Here is an 18,315-nt window from a genome sequence, read left to right as displayed (position 1 = left end):
ATGTCGGTACCGGCGCGGTCCCGGCCGTGACGCCTTTTCTGAAAGGGCGATCCATCTTCAGGGTAAGGCAAGCCGTCCTCGCTCAGTACCATCGGCTTGTCTGTACCGGTTGGCATAGACGTTTCCCTAAGACGAGTTTACTAATTGTCGGGCCGGAGGTTCGAGATGGTTCAAGCGCATTGAACACTCGAGCGCGCAGGCGTCGTAGAATACAACACGCTTTGTGGTGACATCGTTAAACTGATTGGTAGGCTCTAGCTTTCGTCGCTCAATTGCGCGAGTCCCGCGATCTCTCCAGAATCGAAGGGCTTGTGACCCTAGGTGGTGTGGACGGATTGCCGCATGTAGCGGAAATGGGATTCCCCGGCTAAGCCTTGTCTGATTCATGGGATGTCGACTGATTTGGAGGTCGGCATGAGCACGAAGATGACTGATGGTGATTGGGCAGTTGCGCTCGAAGTATTTAGGGCGTCATTGCCTCGCCGGGGCGACAAAGGCCGTAATGACCGGCTTTTCTTGGAAGCCCTGCATTATTTTGCGGTTCACAACATCACCTGGCGCGCTTTGCCGGAACGTTTCGGGAGATGGAATAGTGTGTGGAAGCGGTTCGATCGCCTGAGCAAAGCTGGCACGTTCGATTTGTTCTTCGAACATCTGGCCTCGCTGTCCTCGACGGCCAATCTGGCGCAAATGTTCGATTCAACAATCGTTCGCGCCCATGTCTCCGCAGCGGGGGCAAAAGGGGGCAAGAAGGTCAGGCACTCGGCAGATCGCGCGGCGGCTTCACCACCAAAATCCACCTGAAAACTGACTTCGATGGTCTTCCCATCGCCTTCGATCTGACCGGTGGCGAGAAAGGCGATGCGCCGCATTTTCCGCTCTTGCTTGACCTTGGTCCTGACATCAAGGCTCGCGCCGCAGTCGCCGACAAAGGTTATGCCAGCAAGGCCAATCGCAAAGCGGCACGTTCTCGCGGCATCATTCCAGTGATCCCGCACAAATCCAACGAAAAGGAGAAGCCGGCCTTCTTCGCAAAGGCCATCTACAAAGGCCGCGCTCGCATCGAGCAAGCCGTCGGAAAGCTCAAACGCTTCAAACGCGTAGCGCTACGCTGCGAGAAAACGAAGCGCAATTTCTCCGCCCTGGTTTCCATCGCAGCCGCGTTCATCTTGATCAAATCCGTCCACACGGCCTAGCTACGTGTGCAGGTATAAGGCGAATATGTATTGATCTGGTGCCACGTCGGGGTGGCGCAATTGTAGGCATACACACTAGGGAAAGCCCCTGTCGAAGCACGGCGTGTCAACTGACGCGAAGAATTGACCCCCTCGGGGAATTTAAGAACTAACCCCTCATTGATTTGCGGTTTCTTTGGTTTCAAGCGCCGCTTTTGCGCAGCCGACACCGCGCTCGTCTTTGCCTTTCCTACGTGCCCGATAGGGTGCGCACACCCGCGGCATAAACCCCGTACCGGCGCGTTTGATATTGTCCTGAGATACGGGGGAAGGCCCCTTATGGTGCCAGCCCCTTTTTAATCGCGGGAGTGCCGGTTATAGAGGTACCATCATCTTGACCTGGGTAGCCTTACGGACGAGATCCGTGGGTGGAAAAATTCTGCGGGAACCCATGCCATTCTATCTAGTCACTCAAACATCGCTGATCGAGGCCAACGATGAACGTGACGCCGCTCGGAAGGGAATAGACCAGATCCGCTCGGCCGTGCAGGTCAACGTTGCCGTGAAGTCCGATGAAACGACGGTCACTCATATCGTCGTCACCACAATGATCGATGAGCCGCGCCCGGTGCCGCCCGTTGCTCCGGAGGCCGTCGATGCCTGAGGTCGACTGTTTGGCCTATCTGCGTTAATCCTTTTCTGGTGATCAATGCCCATATCCAGGTCCGAAGCTCGGCGCATACGCGCTCTTGACGGTTTGCGCGGCCTGGCAGCGCTTGGTGTCGTGGCCTATCACTATCTCGACACGCCTGCCTATTATGGTCTCCTCGGTGTCGAACTGTTCTTCGTGATCAGCGGGCTGGTGATCCTGATGACGCTGGAGCGCGTGCGCTCGCTCTCCCAATTTGCCATAGGCCGAGCTTGCCGCCTGTATCCTGCTTACTGGCTTTCCGTCGCGGCAGCCGGCCTTTTCTTATGGGCAACCGGCCGGACCGCTGGGCAAACCGTCCTCATCAATTCCACGATGCTACAGGCCTTTCTGTACGTGCCCAATCTCATCAGTCCATATTGGACCCTGGCATACGAACTCGTATTCTACGCTGCGATGTCCATTGTGTTTGCGACCAACCGCTTACGGAATATCGACCTTGTTGCCGTTGCCTGGCTTGCCATCATGATCCTATTCAGAAGCCTCATGCTCCTGACTGGACATGGCTTTCGGCTCTATAACGACTGGATTATCCAGTCTCTGCTCATGCCGCAGTTCGGCCACCTGTTCATCGCCGGCATGATGCTTTACCGGATAAATACCGGCCGGGCGACGATACTGACCTGGGTGGCGCTCGTGCTTTCCCTTCTTTATTCGCTCTTCGGTCGTTCGGATTGGGCGCATATCGGCCCGCTCCTCTATTTCTCGGTCAATGGGGTGTTCATCGCCGCCGTGTGGGCCGCCTGGACGGGCCGGGCACGAGCTTTGGCCACGCCATTGCTGGCGGAACTGGGGATCTGCTCCTATTCCCTCTACCTGTTGCACTTGCCGGTGAAGCTGATTTTGAGCCATCTTTTCGGTGAATTGAGCGGGGAGCCATGGTTCCCCTTCATTGTCCTTTTCCCGAGCGCGGTCGGGGCCGCGGTTCTTTCAAGGAGATACGTCGAGCAACCCGCTCAGTTGTGGGTCAGAAAGCGGCTCTCACATGCTCCGGCGAGCGCCGATAAACCCGCCTGAATCGTACGCGCGAATTTTCTATGCGCTTTATGAAGCGTCGTGCTCGGATGCATGAAGCGTCCGCCAATAATTGGTGCTGCAAGGGCTGCAATTCCTTTTCCAGAAACCACCGCGTCAGTTGCAGACTCGGACGTTTTCCACGTGATACCCATTATCATATTGGCCTTGCGCTGATGCCAGCATTGTGGCGGAGGAGCGTAATAGCGGGGGCCGCTGTTTTCGATTGCCGTACCAGTTAGACCGCCAACCAGGCCTGCGGCAATGCCACCGGCAACTAGGCGAAGGGCCGCCCCAGCCGCGGTTATCATGCCAGCGCCCCCATTCAGATCGCAAAGCAAATCAACGGCTGGTGATATATGTGAGTTTGTCGTCATTCTGATCGCTCAGCAAGCTGGTCTGTTCCTACCCGGCCAGGCGGGCTTTTCTTTCTATTGAGTTCCGGCACAAAATGATCAGAGCCATCCTCGACATACTCCTGACGATTGCTATCGCTCTCGTCTGGGTTCTCGGTCTCGCTTGGGGCATCATCGAAATCGCCAAAGCGCTGGGGTGGATCGGCTAAGCCATGCGGGCATTGGGATTACCTGGACGGCTGAAACGGTATAGAATTGCGACGCACGGAACAGTGGTGCTAGGGCCGGGCGTCGGACGCTCTCCTGCTCCCGTCTCAGAGCGCCCGCCGACCTTTAGAATTCTACTTTGATGCAGCCCGCGGGAAGACCTGCTGAATGACGCTGTCGGCGCAGTCCAGCACACGGAGGAAGTCCAGGGCGATGGTGCCGAATTGCTGGAAAATCCCCGTTCGCTCGGGACGGAAGGCATCATAGCAAACACCGTGATAGCACTTACCACCCCGGCAGAACCGGCGACTGGCTGAAGATCAAGACAGGCCACCCATCGATCGCTGTCGCAACGTCGCCTGTTTTCAATCCTGCACGCTCGACCGACGAGCCGGATTCCACATTGGCAATCAGCGCACCGTGCAGTTCGCCAAGTTTAAGGACCTTTGCCAGGTTCGGGATCCCTTGCTGTCGCTGCATCCCGGGGTACCGTTTGTTCGACGCCATCTTCCGCGGCTTCGGTTCCAGCCTGCCGTCTGCGGCAGCGGCTCCTCCTTCCGTGCCGGCTGGCCGAGCGTCGAGTTCGCCTACACCGACAACGAGATCGAAGTGACAGCCCCAGGTGCCGGCCTTGATGAGAAGGACATCGAGGTCCTGCTCAAGGACGGCGTTCTAACGCTAAAGGGGAAGAGCGCTCCGAGACCGCAGACAAGGATCGGCAGTTCACCGAGCGTTATTATGGCCGCTTCGAGCGCCGCATACGGCTCGGCGTCGATTTCCCGCTGGTACCCTTCCATGTGGACTGCTTCCTGACCGACATCTTGATCTTGAAGATCCCGGCACCATCTTGAATTCGTAAGGCCGCCGCCAAGAGCGGTCTTTTCGGAGGAGACAACGATGTCGGAAAAGTGGGATAAACCAATCGAGGTCGGCTTCGGCGTCTCGGGATACAGAACTGTAACTGGTCCTTTCGACGCGATGATTGTCCTCACGGACCTGTGGCCAAAGAGATCCGGCCAGCGTTTCATCAAAGCTCGCAACGCCTGTAGAGCAGCCATTGCTGGTCGCATCGATGTTGAGGATGCCCGAAGAGAGTTTCTTGCCGCAGCAGAGGAAGCCGAACTCAGCACCCACTAAGGTCGAAGTATATTCGAGGTGTGCTTCCGCTAAGCGCCAGGGCTACGGTGTTCCAGTCCGCAGCGTTCCATAACCTTGCCAAACCGGGCCTCGATACGTCAGGGCGGCGCCCCCAAAGTCGCTGCCGCCACAAGTAAAGTGGCCACAAGTACAGTGGCCACGCGCGGCACTCGGCTTTCTTTTCGGAAAGGTCACGATCTTCGTATCTTCCTCGATACGCTCTGCCTTACGCTTCTGCTAGTCGGCATAGGCGAACTTGTCACCTGGGGCTTGGAACCTCGCCTTCCTGATGTGAGAGTTTCCGCACTTCACCATCTCGCATGGCGGAGATTGGAGGTACCCGTGGGCCCGCCGTCCTGCCATCTTAACCGCGTGATGGCTGGAAAGGGTTCTTACACTGATTAGTCCCAAGCACCGCCCACCGCAGCGAAAGCTCGCTTTCGGCCACTTGAGGCTCAACGCCAGCGATCTATATCCTTTCACCTCAAAGTCTCGCTGCACAGGTAGGGCATGTCCGAAAGATCACATGAAGTGGATACCATCGACGCGCCGCGCATTTCCAGCGGGGTAGAGGGCCTTGATGTCATCCTTGAGGGTGGCGTGGACGAAAACCGCTTGTATCTCTATGAGGGCCGCCCCGGCACAGGCAAAACGACGATAGCCTTGCAATTCCTTCTCGAAGGCGTTCGGCAAGGAGAGCGAGTGCTGTACATCACGCTGTCGGAGACCGAGCGCGAACTGCAGCTCGTCGCCAAACGCCACGGCTGGTCGCTCGACGGCGTCAGCCTCTTCGAACTTGTTCCTCCGGAAACGACACTCGATCCAGACCGCGAGCTGACGGTGTTTCATCCGGCTGAGATGGAACTGAACGAGACGACCAATCTCATCCTCGACCGGGTATCCGAGCTCAACCCGAAGCGAGTCGTCATCGACAGTCTTTCAGAATTGCGCCTCCTTGCTCACAGTCCCCTGCGTTACCGGCGGCAAGTGCTCGCGCTGAAGCACTATTTCACCAACCGACAGTGCACGGTCATACTTCTCGACGATTTGTCGTCTCAGCAAAACGACCTGCAGCTCCATTCCATTGCGCACGGTGTCGTCCTGCTGGAGCAGACCGCGATCGATTACGGCGCGGAACGTCGCCGCCTTCGGGTCGTAAAGATGCGCGGCATCAAGTTTCGCGGTGGCTACCATGATTTTATCATCGAGAAGGGCGGGCTCCACGTCTTTCCCCGGCTCATCGCAGCGGATCACCATCTTGCATTTGAGGAGGAGTTTACCTCGAGCGGCATAGCGGAACTAGATCAGATGCTGGGTGGCGGGCTCGAACGGGGGACAAACGCCTTGTTTCTCGGCGCGGCCGGTGTAGGCAAGTCGTCGCTAGCCCTGACCTATGCTCTGGCGGCCGCCGACCGTGGGGAGCATGCCGTCATCTACGCTTTTGACGAAGGGCGGGGAACGCTGCAAGCACGCGCCAAAACTCTTGGCTTCGATCTGCAGAAACATCTCAAAAGCGGGATGATCCGCTTGCAGCAGATCGATCCGGCGGAAATGTCGCCGGGAGAGTTCACCGCTAACGTCCAGAGAAGCGTCGAACACGACGGTGCCCGCGTCATCGTTATTGATAGCCTGAACGGCTACATGAATGCAATGCCGGACGAGCGTTTCCTTATCCTGCAGATGCACGAACTACTGACCTACCTGGGCGGGCGCGGCGTGACGACAATCCTCGTTCTCGCTCAACATGGGCTCGTCGGTCCTCTTGAAGCGCCGCTCGACCTGAGCTACCTCAGCGACGCCGTTGTGATGCTGCGTTATTTCGAGGTGCAGGGCAAGGTTCGCCGCGCGATCTCGGTCGTCAAAAAGCGAAGCGGTCAGCACGAGCATAGCGTTCGCGAATTCAGCCTGTCGGATAAAGGTATTCGGCTTGGGCCACCGACGGCCGGCTTCATTGGCGTGCTGGCGGGATCGCCCCATTTTACCGCAGCTCCAGCAGTAATTTCAGTTGACGGACGTGATGGCGTTAAGTGAATTCGAGTCCGAACCCGTTCTCGTCTTTGCTCCGGTGGGCAGGGATGCGGCCGCGTCCGTCGAGCTGCTCATGCGCAACCGGATCGCTGCCAAAGCATGCCGTGATCTTGCTGCTTTCGTGGCATCACTTGAAGCAGGAGCTTCAGCAGCGTTTCTTGCGGAAGAAGCGCTGTTTGGAACACATGCCAGCTCCTTATACAAATGGGTCTCGGACCAACCACCGTGGTCGGACCTTCCTTTTATTTTGCTCACCAGCCGCCAGGATCAGATGGGCATCGAAGGGTGGCGGCAGGACGTAATCGCCAAGCTGCGCAATGTGGCTCTTCTGGAGCGGCCGGTCCAGGCGCTGACACTCGTTAGCACGATACAGGCAGCGCTTCGTGCACGAACGCGGCAGCTGGAACTTCGCGCGTTGCTCGAGGAGCGCGAGCGTTCTGCACAGGAGCTTGAGCACCTCGTCGTGGCCCGAACACAGGAGCTCGAAGCGGCCAACAAGGCCCTGCGCGACCAGATGCGCGTTCGGGCGCAGGTCGAGGAGAAACTTCATCAGGCGCAGAAGATCGAAGCAATCGGCCAGTTGACGGGGGGCGTCGCTCATGACTTCAATAACCTGCTGATGGTCATTTCCGGGGGCCTCGAAATGCTTGATCGGCAGGCGGACCCGGCGAGGCGCAAGCGGCTGATGGACGGCATGCGGCAGGCTGCTGAAAGAGGATCGGGCCTGACACGACAGCTGCTGGCCTTCTCCCGGCGACAGGATCTCAAACCGCAAACCATCGACCTGGCGCGCCAGATCGGCGGCATGCGCGAGTTGCTCGACCGGAGCTTGAGGGGCGACGTCCACGTCGTCATTGATCTCTCACCAGACTTGTGGCCGGTCGAAGTCGATGCCAGCGAACTCGAACTTGTGGTTTTGAACCTCGCGGTCAACGCGCGCGACGCGATGCCAAAGGGGGGCACGATCAAAATTACCGGCGAGAATAAAGCGGCAGGGGCAGAAGCTGACGGTCAAGGCGACTTTGTTCGCCTCATCGTCGCTGACGATGGCTCTGGGATGACGCCTGAGGTGCAGGCTAGGGTATTCGAGCCCTTCTTCACGACGAAAGATATCGGCAAGGGATCGGGTCTTGGTCTCGCGCAGGTTCACGGCTTTGCTCAGCAGTCTGGCGGAACGGTCGAGATAGAAAGTGAAGTGGGGAAAGGAACCACGATCTCGCTAATGCTGCCGCGCTCCGCGAAGCGTCCTGCATCTGATCAGCATCCCCTGGTCGATCTGCATATCGCGAGGCGGCCAGCAGAAGCTGCCGGTAACGTGCTGTTGGTCGAAGATGATGATGAAGTCGCGGCGCTCGTTGCCGAGATGCTCGACGAGCTCGGATTTGAGGTGGTGCGTGCGGCTACGGCTGCAGCTGCCCTTGGCGCCCTGGCAAACGGCCGCAGCGTCGACCTTGTGTTCTCGGACATCATGATGCCAGGCGGGATGAACGGCTTGGAGCTCGCGAAGGAGATCCGGTTCCGCCGGAACGATTTACCCATCCTGCTCACCAGCGGTTATTTGGAAGCGGCGAAACAGGACGCGGAGGCACAGGGAATCAACATCCTGCGCAAGCCCTATCAACTGGCGGAGCTCGAAGAGGCGATCCGGCGAACCATGGCCGGCGGAGACGGAAATTGAGGGTGCAACAAACAACAGCGGGGGCGGCTCGACAGGGATCGAGCATCCAAGATGGACCGTCCATCCTTTCGCCGGCTATTTGCAGGCCTATGCGGACGACGAGAACGCCTATCACGCGCCAACCTTCGTCGCTTGCCGATTACTTAATTTTTCTGCATATCCCTGCAATGCAAACCAACCGTGTTGTATATCGGGCCGCACCATCTGGCCCCAGCGAGCAGCCATAGAATGAATATTGCCTCCCATTTCCCCGCCGAACGTCTTCAGCAGGTCCTGGACAGCGCAGTTGACACCGGGATCATCATGCTCGACGTCGATGGCACAATCACCGGCTGGAGCAAGGGCGCCGAAGCTCTGCTCGGCTGGTCGCAAGACGAAATGCTCGGCAAGACCCTGGTGGCGATCTTCCCGCCGGAAGGAGGAGCGGCCACGTTGCTCGAGGCGGAGCTGGCCGACGCCAGGTTCAAGGGAAAAGGAAGCGGCGAAGGGTGGCGGCTCCAGAAAGACGGTGGCCGGATCTGGGCCGTCGGGGAGACGACACCGATCGTGGATGAACAGAGAAAGCTTGTCGGCTTCGTGAAAGTTCTGCGCGATCGCACGGAACAGCGCGAGACGGAGATGGCGCTGCGTGAACGCACTCGTGCTCTCGAAATACTCAACCGAGCTGGAGCCGATCTTGCCCGCGAGAACGACTTGGAGAAAGTTGTCCAACTGGTCACAGATGCCGGTGTCGATCTCACCGGCGCGCAGTTCGGCGCATTCTTCTACAACGTCATCAATCCCTCGGGCGAGAGCTACATGCTCTATACGCTGTCCGGTGTTCCTCGCGAGGCGTTTTCGAAGTTCCCGATGCCGCGCAACACGGCGGTTTTTGCGCCGACCTTCCTCGGCGAGGGCATCGTTCGCTCCGCCGACATTACGCAAGACAGCCGTTATGGCAAGAATGAGCCGCGACGGGGCATGCCGGAAGGTCATCTTCCCGTTCGCAGTTACCTCGCCGTGCCAGTCATCTCCCGAACCGGCGAGGTGATTGGCGGCCTGTTCTTCGGTCACGCTGAAATCGGCGTGTTCGACGAGACGTCAGAAAGCGGTCTCGCCGGCCTCGCCGGCGAAGCAGCGGTCGCTATCGACAACGCTCGGCTGTTCGATGCCGCACAACGCGAGCTGCACGAAAGACGCCGTGCTGAAGAAGCACTAAAGGAACTCAACGCCAATCTCGAACACCTGGTCAAACAGAAGACAGATGAGCTGACCCAAAATGCCGAGGCACTGCGGCAGGCCCAGAAAATGGAGGCGGTCGGGCAATTGACGGGCGGTGTCGCCCATGACTTCAATAACCTCCTGCAGATCATCGTCGGCAATCTCGACACGCTCACACGAAACCTGCCACCGGAAGCGGGACGGTTGCGGCGCGCGGCGTCGCAGGCAATGAATGGCGCGCGGCGGGCAGCGGCCCTGACGCAAAGGCTTCTCGCATTCGCCCGACGGCAGCCGCTCGACCCCAAGCCAATCGATGCCAATAGCCTGATCCGCGGCATGTCCGAACTCCTGCACCGGACGCTCGGAGAGATCTACCAGATCGAAGTGGTGCTTGCCGCCGGTCTCTGGAAGGCTGAAGCCGACCCGAACGAATTGGAAAGCGCGCTCCTCAATCTCGCGATCAACGCCCGCGATGCGATGCCTGATGGCGGAAAACTGACGATCGAGACATTCAACGCCCATCTGGACGAAGCCTATGCGTCATCGCATGCCGAAGTGATCCCCGGGCAGTATAGCGCCATCAGCGTCTCCGACACAGGAACTGGGATGGACGCCGACACGCTGTCGCATGTGTTCGAGCCGTTCTTCACGACAAAGGACCAGGGCAAGGGCACCGGGCTTGGCCTTAGCCAGGTCTATGGGTTCGTCAAGCAATCGAAGGGCCACGTGAAGATCTACTCGGAAGTCGAGGAGGGAACGACGGTCAAGATCTATCTGCCCCGGCTCTACTCAGACGGGGCTGATGAAGACGTGGTAGAGGCACCTGCTATCCCCGAGGCTGCGGCGGGAGAAGTCATTCTTGTCGTCGAGGACGATCCGGACGTTCGTGCCTATTCGGTCGAGTCGCTGCGCGAACTCGGGTACCATGTACTCGAGGCCAAGGACGGTCCTGCAGCGCTGCAGGCGCTATCAAGCCACGGCAAAGTCGATCTGATCTTTTCCGATGTCGTGTTGCCGGGCGGCATGAGCGGCGCCGACGTGGTTGCCAAGGCGCGGGAGATAGATCCAGGGCTGAAGGCGTTGTTTACGACAGGCTATTCCCGCAACGCCATCGTTCATCATGGGCGCCTCGACAAAGGCGTGCATTTGCTGCCCAAGCCATTCTCCTTTGAGGATCTGGCCGTCCGAGTTCGGGATGTGCTTGACCGGTGAGCGGGCGGCCAAGTGCTGGTCTTGCTCGCTGCATCGCCAGCTGGCTGACGATCTCTCGCTTCCGTTACCCTTAAAGGTCGGGTGTCTGGGCGTCTCGCCGCGCGACGCTGGCGGCGCTGAACTGTGGAAACAGAACCCAATGCGCCTGCCGCGGTGTCGAAACCGCCAAAGCAGGCCGCTGTTCTGCGGCCTGCGCGGCAAGCTCGGCACTTGCTGCCGTACTCTCTTCGGTCACAGCCGCATTCTGCTGGGTGGCCTGATCCATAGAATTCACGGCCGTGTTGATTTCCTTCAACCCCGTCGCCTGTTCCCGGGCCGCCTCGACGATCGCCGCCACGTTTTCGTTGATCTCTGCGACTTGCGCGACGATGTCGTCCAGCGACCGTCCGGTCCGGCCAACGAGGTCGACACCGGTCCGGACGTCGATGTTAATGCCGGGGGGACCGACTAAGCAACTATAGGCACATCAACGGTAGCTTTCTGTAACATGCTACCAAGAACGGACAGTCCGCCGTCGGCCCCGCAACATCCGTTCCGCGGAAGAAAAGTGGATGTCCGCCGCTGAGCAATTCCAGCGCGTTAGCTCTATTCCAATAGCACGGTCGTAGGTTCGTGTCCCATCAAGAGCAAATGGTGTTTCAATCAAACGCGGCTGTTGCATATTTTACACACCTATCCAAAAACGCGTGAGCAGCCCGCGTCGATGAGTGCTACTTTTCGCTGTACTTTTTAAAAACCTGCTATTGATCGGACAGGCCATGATCGGCCACACCGATTCCAGGTGCATTTTCGTGAACTTTGACACATTGCCGATTGTGCGAGGACCACCTTGCGCAACCAAATAGCTTTGACTTTGGGAAGTTTCGCATGCCACCCGTGAATAAGACGTTTTCCGTTCAGATTTTTGGATCTGCAGGGCTTTGGTGCGCGGGTCGTTGAAAGAACGGCATTCCGTCTTTGATGCTGTTGCTACGGCGTTGCAGTCTTGCAGCGGACGGATTTCGGGCGTTTGCATGCCATCATTCTATTGAGGACCGAGCAGCCGATGGCGACTTCCGTCCGCTGCGCTCCGAATGAGCGCGCCCGCAGCCGGTGTCCGATGATCGATTTGTAACGACCGATCGCGGTCTCGACCAGGGATCGTTTTCCGTAGCCGGTCGCGACCTGCCACTTCATTCGGCCAGCGGTGTTGATCGCCGCAATGTGTCGGTCTCGCTGGCTCGAAGGATCGGCGTCCGGCCGTTCCACCGCATTGGCGCGTGGCGGAATGACCACGACAGCGCCGGCGCTATGCTTGGTGACGGCGCCATAGGTGGGGTTGCCGTCATAAGCGCCATCGCCCGTGAACTGGCCGATCGGCGTGTCGATCTGGTCGAGCAGCGCCTCGACCTGCGAGGCGTCGCCGGCATCCTGGTCGGTCATGACGTGAGCGATGATCTCGCCGCTGTCGGCATCCAGCGCCAGGTGCAGTTTGCGCCAGTTTCGACGTAATTTAGTGCCATGCTTTTCCTCCAGCCACTGGCCCGCACCGTAGATCTGCAACCCTGTGCTATCGACAAGGACGTGGACGGCTCCTTTCTCCGGGATGCGATCGCGATCATCTTGCCGCTTGTTCGGCAATCGTCGCTTGCTTGCCCGGCGGCTCAGCGTCGTGTGATCGGGAACAGCGAGATCCAGGCTCATCAGCTCCAGCACCGATACCAGAAGACCCTCCGTTTGCCGAAGCCCCAAGCCAAATACGAGGCCCAGCGTCAGCGCAGTCTCAATCGCAAGATCGGAGTAGCGCGGCTGGCCGCCACGCGTCGTCCGCTTCGGCGCCTGCCAGGACGACAGTGCCTCCGGCGTCATCCAAAGCGTCAAACTTCCGCGTAGACGAAGGCCTGCCTCGTATTCCGCCCAGTTGTGACCTTGAACTTCATCTTGCCAATGCGATGGCGGCGGGAGGCATTGTGCTTGAAAGGCATTGTGACGAAGACCGGTTATTGCGATTGCCGATCACCTACGACAATGCCATTAACGATCCGCGCACCAACGCCCAGCGGAACCGCTGATTGATGGCGTTTCCCTCCGGCGGCATCTTGTCGAGATCGATCTCAACCATGCGATCACAGCGCGTGCAGGCGACGACATAGCGTAGGTTCATGGCCTTCATGCCGGCCCATGTGGAATTGTCGACCATGGGCGATGAAGAGAGCGACGAACGGGGGGAGTCAAGCTTTCCGTCGCATTGACAATGCGATCGCCATGGGATTTCTCTTCAACCGTTGATGTTTGGGGAGTGATTTATGCGACGATCTTTTTTACTTCTGGGTGCGTTTGCACTTCTGTCTGCCTGCACTTCAGTTCCGAATGACGCCGCCCCGCTGTCGGTGTCATTCACGTTCTCGCCGTCCGATCGGTGCGGTGAGACAAGCCCAGCGATTTCTGTCGCCGGAGCTCCGGCCGGAACGGCGAGCTATAAGGTTTCGATGAGCGATCGGGATGCTCCTGGCTTCAACCATGGCGGCGGAACCGTTGCAGCGAATGGCGGTACGATCCCGCGCGGTGCGCTGAAGTCGTTCACGGGGCCTTGCCCGCCAACCGGCAAGCATACCTACGACATCACAGTCCTGGCGCTGGATGCCGGCGGGAAAGTGCTTGCCGCGGGGAAAGCAAGTCAGCTTTTCTGAAGACGCTTAAATCGAAGATCTGCAATGAAACCCGGCGATGAGCTGGGTTTTTTCATGCCCGAAAGCAGGGTGAAATTGATTGTTGTCCCCAAAACCGAGATCAAAATGAATGTGACCAAGCTTATGTCGGACCAGGTATCTGGATTCGGATCCAGCACCGCTTCGGTCCACGGATGACGGAATGGTTCCTCGCGGGGCATACCACGATGTGGGGAATGGTCCTGGTGATGAACAAGGATCTCTTCGACCAGGCCGCGTGGACCGGCTTCAGAGCCCTGTTTGGGGAGAGCGAAGGGTGGGGGTGATCTCACTTCCAGACACCGAAGTGATCTCGCATGTACTCGACGCATTTCCGGTTTGCTTCCATGCGTCGAGCTCCATCGATCGTCGCCTCAGCGGCCTTCCGCTGGATTGCCCCCTGGGGCACGACACGCTGACAAAGCCGTCAATCGACCCTGCCAACCCGCAACCGCTTGAAAACCCGTTCTTCCGCAATTTGCTTTTCGAGTTGCTTTTCGAGATCTTTTGGTTCTCGCTCTGGCTCTATGACGCGCCATTCGCGCTCAAGTCGTTCGAACACGTGAAACGGTATCATAGCTTGCCGCATTGGCTCCTCCTGGTTGCGTCGCGCAGATAAGCCAGGATCGTGGCGCATTGCAACTGAAACTCAGGATGAAGGTAAGAAATTAACCTTAAACCGCCGCGTACCATTTCGGCCGAAATTTGCTGCCAAGGCTAGGCTCAGGAGTGTGGGGTTACTCGCCGCCACGCTCGAACAAAGGCGCGAGATGGCCGTAGCGCCAGCTTCTATAAGTCATCCTGATCACACGCGGTGCGAAGATCGCAGCAGCGATGGCGGTAAGGGCTACGGACAAGGCGATCCTGGGCATTGCGGTCAACTCTTTAATTGAAGCCCTAAAAGTATCTCACATTTCAGGAAAAACTGTGACAGTAATTTAGGAACGTCTCAATCATCCAAGGATGTGGGTGACCGCTGCCAATCGGTAAAGCTTCCCCCGTGGGCAGCGGTCTGACCTCGCCAAGATCGAGGCCGCTGTCGTAGATATGCGCCCTGCGAATTTTTCAAGGGCGGGGGGGCGTTCGAACCTTAGGTCGCTGGAGCCATCGAGACTCTGCGCGCTCAACGGACTGGGCTTCAGAAGGCGCACAGAGATTCGCGTTTGCGATGAACAAGCAACCTGGTTCTGGGTTCACCTCTACCACGGCGTATGAGGATGACCCATGGACAATCCAAAAGTTGCGACGGTAAAAGTTCGGCTTCCTGGCGAGGGTGCTTATCGCGAGTTGACATCAATAGTGGACTTGGCTGACGCCTTGATGAAAGAATGGCCTTTCGAAGGATCCTCTCCGGCTCGATATAGGGCTCGGGTCAAGTGCCTTGATGCTATGAATGGGCTTTGCGGGCCGGAAGATGCCAGGACCGCCTTTATAGCTGCATGTCGTGAGGCAGGTATCGACTTTGTCTCCGGATGGTCTGTCTGCTTAAAACGGCGATCCGAATTTTAACGTCTTTCAGAAGGCCTGAGCTTACACCGGGATTTTGATGGTTGCGGTAAAGCCGCTGCAGGCAAATACCACGCTGCCACCCAGATGGTGAGTGGTGGTATAATCATATCTGGGACGCTAATGCGGCCGAATCAAATTTCGATCATTGCAGGAGAATTTGGATGGACGGTACAAGTCGTGGAAAATGGCTTTGTTACCGAGCAAACCTTCACGTTTGAGAAGCATGCGATGGCTTGGGCAAGCGGTCAGCAGATCCGGCTTGAACTACATGAAATCGACCATCAGGAGAATACAGAGCGGTCCACATCACCCCGCCATCCTAATGACAGGCCGTAGGAGGGGGTTCTGTCCAGCATCGATCGGCAGCTGGTACCAGCGGCCAGGATCTGACGACCAGCGGCCAGGATCTGACGGCTAATCTCGGGGGACATCCTTATAAGGCTGGTCTTGCGGATATTCTTCTTTGTTGGGGCCTTCGAATATGCTCGGATTTAATCTGAGCGTGCTACCTTCGAGACCTTTGATCTTGACCATGATCCGCCACGGGTTTTCGTCCGAAAATCGCAGGTAATAGGTGTGGATCACACCATCGTCGTCCTCAAAACCTTCCTCATAATGCAACTGACCGAGCTCTTCGACCGTGATTCCTAGTTCCCTCGCAATTAGTTCCCTATTCTGGTCGACAAACATTGCTTTTCTCTCATTAAACGGCTCTGGGCGGTCCCGGCTGTTACAGTCTAGCGGCGTGAAGCGTCGAGGAGGCTGGCTTAAAGCGGCTTATCGCCGTGCTCAGCGGATTCTTCGGGTCGATGGTGAGCCAGGCACTCGGTGAATGCTGGTGGAAACAAGGGCACCTGGCTCTGCTTACATGGGGACATAAGCAAAGAATCAAATCGCCTTCGGCCGGAAAGTTCCCGACAGATCCGGGTCTTTTTATGGTTGTCTGTTGCAATCTTAGGTGCCATTCGGGCCGCATGTCCGATCCGATCCAGAGCGCTTTTGCAATCTCGACGGCAGCCCAGCACAGGCCGAGGTCCCAACCAATAGGGTAGCGATCATTAGGACTCTGGCGGCAATGGAAAGAAAGGGCGCCGACCGCAGTTGAGGCCCCCCGGCGCTGCAGTCGGCTTAGATCGGGCTTGGACCGATCCCACACTAATAACTGCAGATGCCTGCTACTGTTCCCGCCGAGAGGCCAGGGGCGAGCCAGGCGATTTCGGATTTGGGGGCTGGGGCGATAGCACCTGGCTCTTCTCACTGTGGGAGTGAGCGATGAATCAAATCTTCGGCGGGAAGGAAAGTTCCCTCGCCATCACCACTGATGTCGCGAAAAAAGGCCGCTGCCGCAACGCATCTTGCCCGAGGCAGCAGCCCTACTCTTGATCCCTCTCGATAGAACAAAAATAGGTTTGGCGCGCCTGACCGGACATTGCCCGTTCGGGTTAGGGGACCTTGGTCTGAAGGTGCTGAAGCCGGCAGTAAGCGACTTTCGAACTGGGGAGATCGCTCCCGAGAAAAGTCCGGCGGAAGTGGAAGGGGTGAGCCAGGCACTCGCGGTGATGCTGGTGGAAACAAGGGCGCCTGGCTCTGCTTACATGGGGACATAAGCCGCAGCTAAATCGCCAGCGGCTGTGAAAGTTCCCAACCGACTCGACTCTTTAACCGTTCTCTGTTGCAATCCGGGACATGGCAAAAGTCCCGCGTAAGCCATCTCAACCTCTTCTTCGCGATACGGACGTGCCGCTGCGCAGTAGCGGCAGAATATCCATGGTAAGAGGATGGCGCGCTTCGTTTGATCTCCAAGACTTAGGTCTCTCTGCCTGTCCCATCTCATAGCTCCGACAGGATCTGCAGCCGGTTGCCAGGCAGAAGTTCGATCTCCTTCGTGACTTGCAATGAGAAGAACATGTTGACGATTTCGTGCTCGGTGAAGCCGCGCATTATCATCGGCGGCCCAATCTCGTAATTCGAGATCGGCGTGAACGGCTCAGCGCCGAGCGTCTGGAGCACTTCGAAAAAGGCGGCTTTCGCCCCGTTATATCGGCTTTCTCCGGTCATAGACTTTGCGAAAAAAAGCCCCGATTTTCCTGGAAGCGGGGCAAGGTGGAAATGACGGGTTATTTTAGCATCCTCGTGCTGATCTTCAAGACATTCGAAACGCTGAACGACCGGCGGACTCAACCGCGGGCGCATGCAGGGCATTTTGAAATGCGCATATTCGAAAAGGGCGAATGAGGGTGGCTGAAAAGGAAACCGATATGCCGGTGATGCTTGAGAAGGCCAGATTGAACCTATGGAACCTCGTCGGCTTCGTGGCCGGCATCACAGTCATAGCGTTCGGCTGGGGGGTGACCTATTCGAACCTCAGCAATCTGATCGGCAAGCAGGCGACGCAGATCACCGACATCGACGCTCGTCTGTCCCAGGAGGCCAACCACCGCAAGGACCGACTGAAGTCCTACCAAGACCAGCTATCGGCATGCAGCAGCAGATCGCGCAGATCACGCCGCTGACGTTTCAGACGAACCGGACGATCTAGGGCGTTGCCGCGAACGAGAAGGCCGTCGAGGCGACGAACGACCGCATCGACCGTGTGGTCGAGACCTTCGGGGGAAAGCTTGACACGGTGATTGAAAACAGCGGGAAGCTCTCGACGCAGGTGTCGGTGCTGTCGTCGAAGCTAACCGATATCCAAGGCAAGCAGACGGCTGAGGCACTCGCTCAATCATCCCAGTTCTCTTCGCCATCCGGCGCAAGCTTCGTTCGTGGCCGCTGTTCTTCACCTTTTCCACCGGCACGAACGACACCATCATCGTCTTGAGGTCGATTTCGACGGCGAGCCCAGCTTTCTCCGCGGCGCGCATGATGCGCTGGAGGTCGGCCTGTTTGAATTCTGCTTTGGCCATCACCAGATCCCCCTCACGCCTTTCCCTCAGGCCAATCGCGGCTCAACTGCTCTGCGAACAGCGCCAACAGCTCCGCCGCAAGGCCTGGGTGGTCTTTCGCGGTCATAGCCGCCACGATCCGCACATTTGCCTCGTAATGTTGAGCTTTGATCGTACCCGTTTCCTCAAGCGTTTTGACAAGCGCAAGAAGCATGGATGTGTGGGCTGCGTTTAGTTGGGCAATGGCGTCCCGAATGTCGGAAGGTTTCTTTGGCATCGATTTCTTCCCGCTGCATTTGATCTGCGGAAGGGATATTGGTCATACACGCGAGCCGTCCAGAAGGATCTTCAGCCGCCGGATCGCATCCGCGCCCTCCAGCATCCCGAGGGTAATCAAGAAATCGAGCACACCATCTGCCGCCGCTAAGAGTCTGACTCGAAAAGGGTTCAACGATAGCAATATCTTGCGAGCCGCCGCGTAAGGATGCGGATATGGGCGATGGTTATCCAGGCTTCGG

Annotated in this window: 18 protein-coding genes and 4 pseudogenes; 13 read left to right on the top strand and 9 right to left on the bottom strand. The window is 57.9% G+C overall.

Features of this window, described 5'->3' with window-relative positions; all coding sequences use genetic code 11:
- Window positions 1-390 precede the first annotated feature (390 nt).
- From EV561_RS38280 to EV561_RS35340, 4 genes and pseudogenes are all read left to right on the top strand, one after another.
- Window positions 391-630 (top strand): annotated as a pseudogene (locus EV561_RS38280) (transposase); the annotation flags it as partial.
- Window positions 597-1,196, top strand: a complete 600-nt coding sequence (locus EV561_RS38275) for an IS5 family transposase (protein ID WP_132528530.1) — start codon at window positions 597-599, stop codon at window positions 1,194-1,196. The pseudogene EV561_RS38280 and the gene EV561_RS38275, both read left to right, overlap by 34 nt.
- 430 nt (window positions 1,197-1,626) lie before the next feature.
- A complete protein-coding gene (locus tag EV561_RS35345; RefSeq protein ID WP_132528529.1) occupies window positions 1,627-1,839 on the top strand; it encodes a hypothetical protein in 213 nt (70 codons plus the stop codon).
- A 45-nt stretch (window positions 1,840-1,884) separates the two neighbouring features.
- Entirely contained in the window at window positions 1,885-2,901 is a 1,017-nt protein-coding gene (locus EV561_RS35340) for an acyltransferase (protein ID WP_132528528.1), read from the top strand.
- An 845-nt stretch (window positions 2,902-3,746) separates the two neighbouring features.
- On the opposite strand, the gene EV561_RS38270 is transcribed toward EV561_RS35340, so the two are convergent.
- Window positions 3,747-3,941, bottom strand: coding sequence for a hypothetical protein (locus EV561_RS38270; RefSeq protein WP_245513238.1), 195 nt, complete (start codon window positions 3,939-3,941; stop codon window positions 3,747-3,749).
- On the opposite strand from EV561_RS38270, the pseudogene EV561_RS35330 reads away from it, so the two are divergent.
- The 5 genes and pseudogenes from EV561_RS35330 to EV561_RS35310 form a co-directional block, all read left to right on the top strand.
- A pseudogene (locus tag EV561_RS35330) lies at window positions 3,864-4,237 on the top strand (Hsp20/alpha crystallin family protein); the annotation flags it as partial. The gene EV561_RS38270 and the pseudogene EV561_RS35330 overlap by 78 nt on opposite strands.
- 121 nt (window positions 4,238-4,358) lie before the next feature.
- The gene (locus EV561_RS35325; protein ID WP_132528527.1) at window positions 4,359-4,598 is read left to right on the top strand and encodes a DUF982 domain-containing protein; all 240 of its coding nucleotides are present in this window, start codon (window positions 4,359-4,361) and stop codon (window positions 4,596-4,598) included.
- Window positions 4,599-5,108: 510 nt separating this feature from the next.
- Complete coding sequence (locus tag EV561_RS35320) at window positions 5,109-6,629, top strand: ATPase domain-containing protein (RefSeq protein ID WP_132528526.1); 1,521 nt, start codon at window positions 5,109-5,111, stop codon at window positions 6,627-6,629.
- Window positions 6,616-8,304: an ATP-binding protein gene (locus tag EV561_RS35315; RefSeq protein ID WP_132528532.1), complete on the top strand. Its 1,689-nt coding sequence runs from the start codon at window positions 6,616-6,618 to the stop codon at window positions 8,302-8,304. The genes EV561_RS35320 and EV561_RS35315 overlap by 14 nt, the downstream gene beginning before the upstream one ends.
- Before the next feature lie 228 nt (window positions 8,305-8,532).
- Complete coding sequence (locus EV561_RS35310) at window positions 8,533-10,716, top strand: ATP-binding protein (protein WP_132528525.1); 2,184 nt, start codon at window positions 8,533-8,535, stop codon at window positions 10,714-10,716.
- A gap of 187 nt (window positions 10,717-10,903) precedes the next feature.
- Here the strand turns inward: EV561_RS35310 and EV561_RS35305 are convergent.
- The 3 genes and pseudogenes from EV561_RS35305 to EV561_RS35295 all read right to left on the bottom strand — a co-directional run.
- A pseudogene (locus EV561_RS35305) lies at window positions 10,904-11,137 on the bottom strand (methyl-accepting chemotaxis protein); the annotation flags it as partial.
- Window positions 11,138-11,685: 548 nt separating this feature from the next.
- Window positions 11,686-12,680: pseudogene (locus EV561_RS35300) on the bottom strand (IS5 family transposase).
- A gap of 35 nt (window positions 12,681-12,715) precedes the next feature.
- On the bottom strand, window positions 12,716-12,895 hold the full coding sequence (locus EV561_RS35295; protein WP_132528523.1) for a hypothetical protein: 180 nt from the start codon (window positions 12,893-12,895) through the stop codon (window positions 12,716-12,718).
- 106 nt (window positions 12,896-13,001) lie between these two features.
- On the opposite strand from EV561_RS35295, the gene EV561_RS35290 reads away from it, so the two are divergent.
- Complete coding sequence (locus EV561_RS35290; RefSeq protein WP_132528522.1) at window positions 13,002-13,385, top strand: YbhB/YbcL family Raf kinase inhibitor-like protein; 384 nt, start codon at window positions 13,002-13,004, stop codon at window positions 13,383-13,385.
- A gap of 301 nt (window positions 13,386-13,686) precedes the next feature.
- A complete protein-coding gene (locus EV561_RS35285) occupies window positions 13,687-14,022 on the top strand; it encodes a hypothetical protein (protein ID WP_132528521.1) in 336 nt (111 codons plus the stop codon).
- A 118-nt stretch (window positions 14,023-14,140) separates the two neighbouring features.
- Here EV561_RS35285 and EV561_RS38515 read toward each other — a convergent pair whose 3' ends face one another.
- From EV561_RS38515 to EV561_RS35270, 3 genes are all read right to left on the bottom strand, one after another.
- The gene (locus tag EV561_RS38515; protein WP_281026236.1) at window positions 14,141-14,275 is read right to left on the bottom strand and encodes a hypothetical protein; all 135 of its coding nucleotides are present in this window, start codon (window positions 14,273-14,275) and stop codon (window positions 14,141-14,143) included.
- A 1,051-nt stretch (window positions 14,276-15,326) separates the two neighbouring features.
- Window positions 15,327-15,602, bottom strand: coding sequence for a hypothetical protein (locus tag EV561_RS35275; RefSeq protein ID WP_132528519.1), 276 nt, complete (start codon window positions 15,600-15,602; stop codon window positions 15,327-15,329).
- 1,140 nt (window positions 15,603-16,742) lie between these two features.
- A complete protein-coding gene (locus EV561_RS35270; RefSeq protein WP_132528518.1) occupies window positions 16,743-16,970 on the bottom strand; it encodes a hypothetical protein in 228 nt (75 codons plus the stop codon).
- 51 nt (window positions 16,971-17,021) lie between these two features.
- Between EV561_RS35270 and EV561_RS38510 the strand changes: the two genes are divergently transcribed.
- Window positions 17,022-17,147 carry a hypothetical protein gene (locus EV561_RS38510; RefSeq protein ID WP_281026235.1) on the top strand — a complete coding sequence of 42 codons (126 nt, stop codon included), beginning with the start codon at window positions 17,022-17,024 and terminating at the stop codon, window positions 17,145-17,147.
- 23 nt (window positions 17,148-17,170) lie between these two features.
- Window positions 17,171-17,425 (top strand): hypothetical protein, encoded by a 255-nt coding sequence (locus tag EV561_RS35265; protein ID WP_132528517.1) that lies wholly within the window; start codon window positions 17,171-17,173, stop codon window positions 17,423-17,425.
- Between the two features lie 406 nt (window positions 17,426-17,831).
- Here EV561_RS35265 and EV561_RS35260 read toward each other — a convergent pair whose 3' ends face one another.
- Both EV561_RS35260 and EV561_RS37760 read right to left on the bottom strand, forming a co-directional pair.
- The gene (locus EV561_RS35260; protein WP_132528516.1) at window positions 17,832-18,074 is read right to left on the bottom strand and encodes a hypothetical protein; all 243 of its coding nucleotides are present in this window, start codon (window positions 18,072-18,074) and stop codon (window positions 17,832-17,834) included.
- Window positions 18,075-18,116: 42 nt separating this feature from the next.
- Window positions 18,117-18,315, bottom strand: a 199-nt coding sequence (locus EV561_RS37760; RefSeq protein ID WP_207910660.1) for a hypothetical protein, incomplete at its 5' end; no start/stop codon positions are given.

The sequence above is a fragment of the Rhizobium sp. BK376 genome, from assembly GCF_004341625.1.
Lineage (GTDB): Bacteria > Pseudomonadota > Alphaproteobacteria > Rhizobiales > Rhizobiaceae > Rhizobium.
Note: the sequence above shows the minus strand (reverse complement) of the source record. Positions and strands in the feature narration are given on the sequence as shown.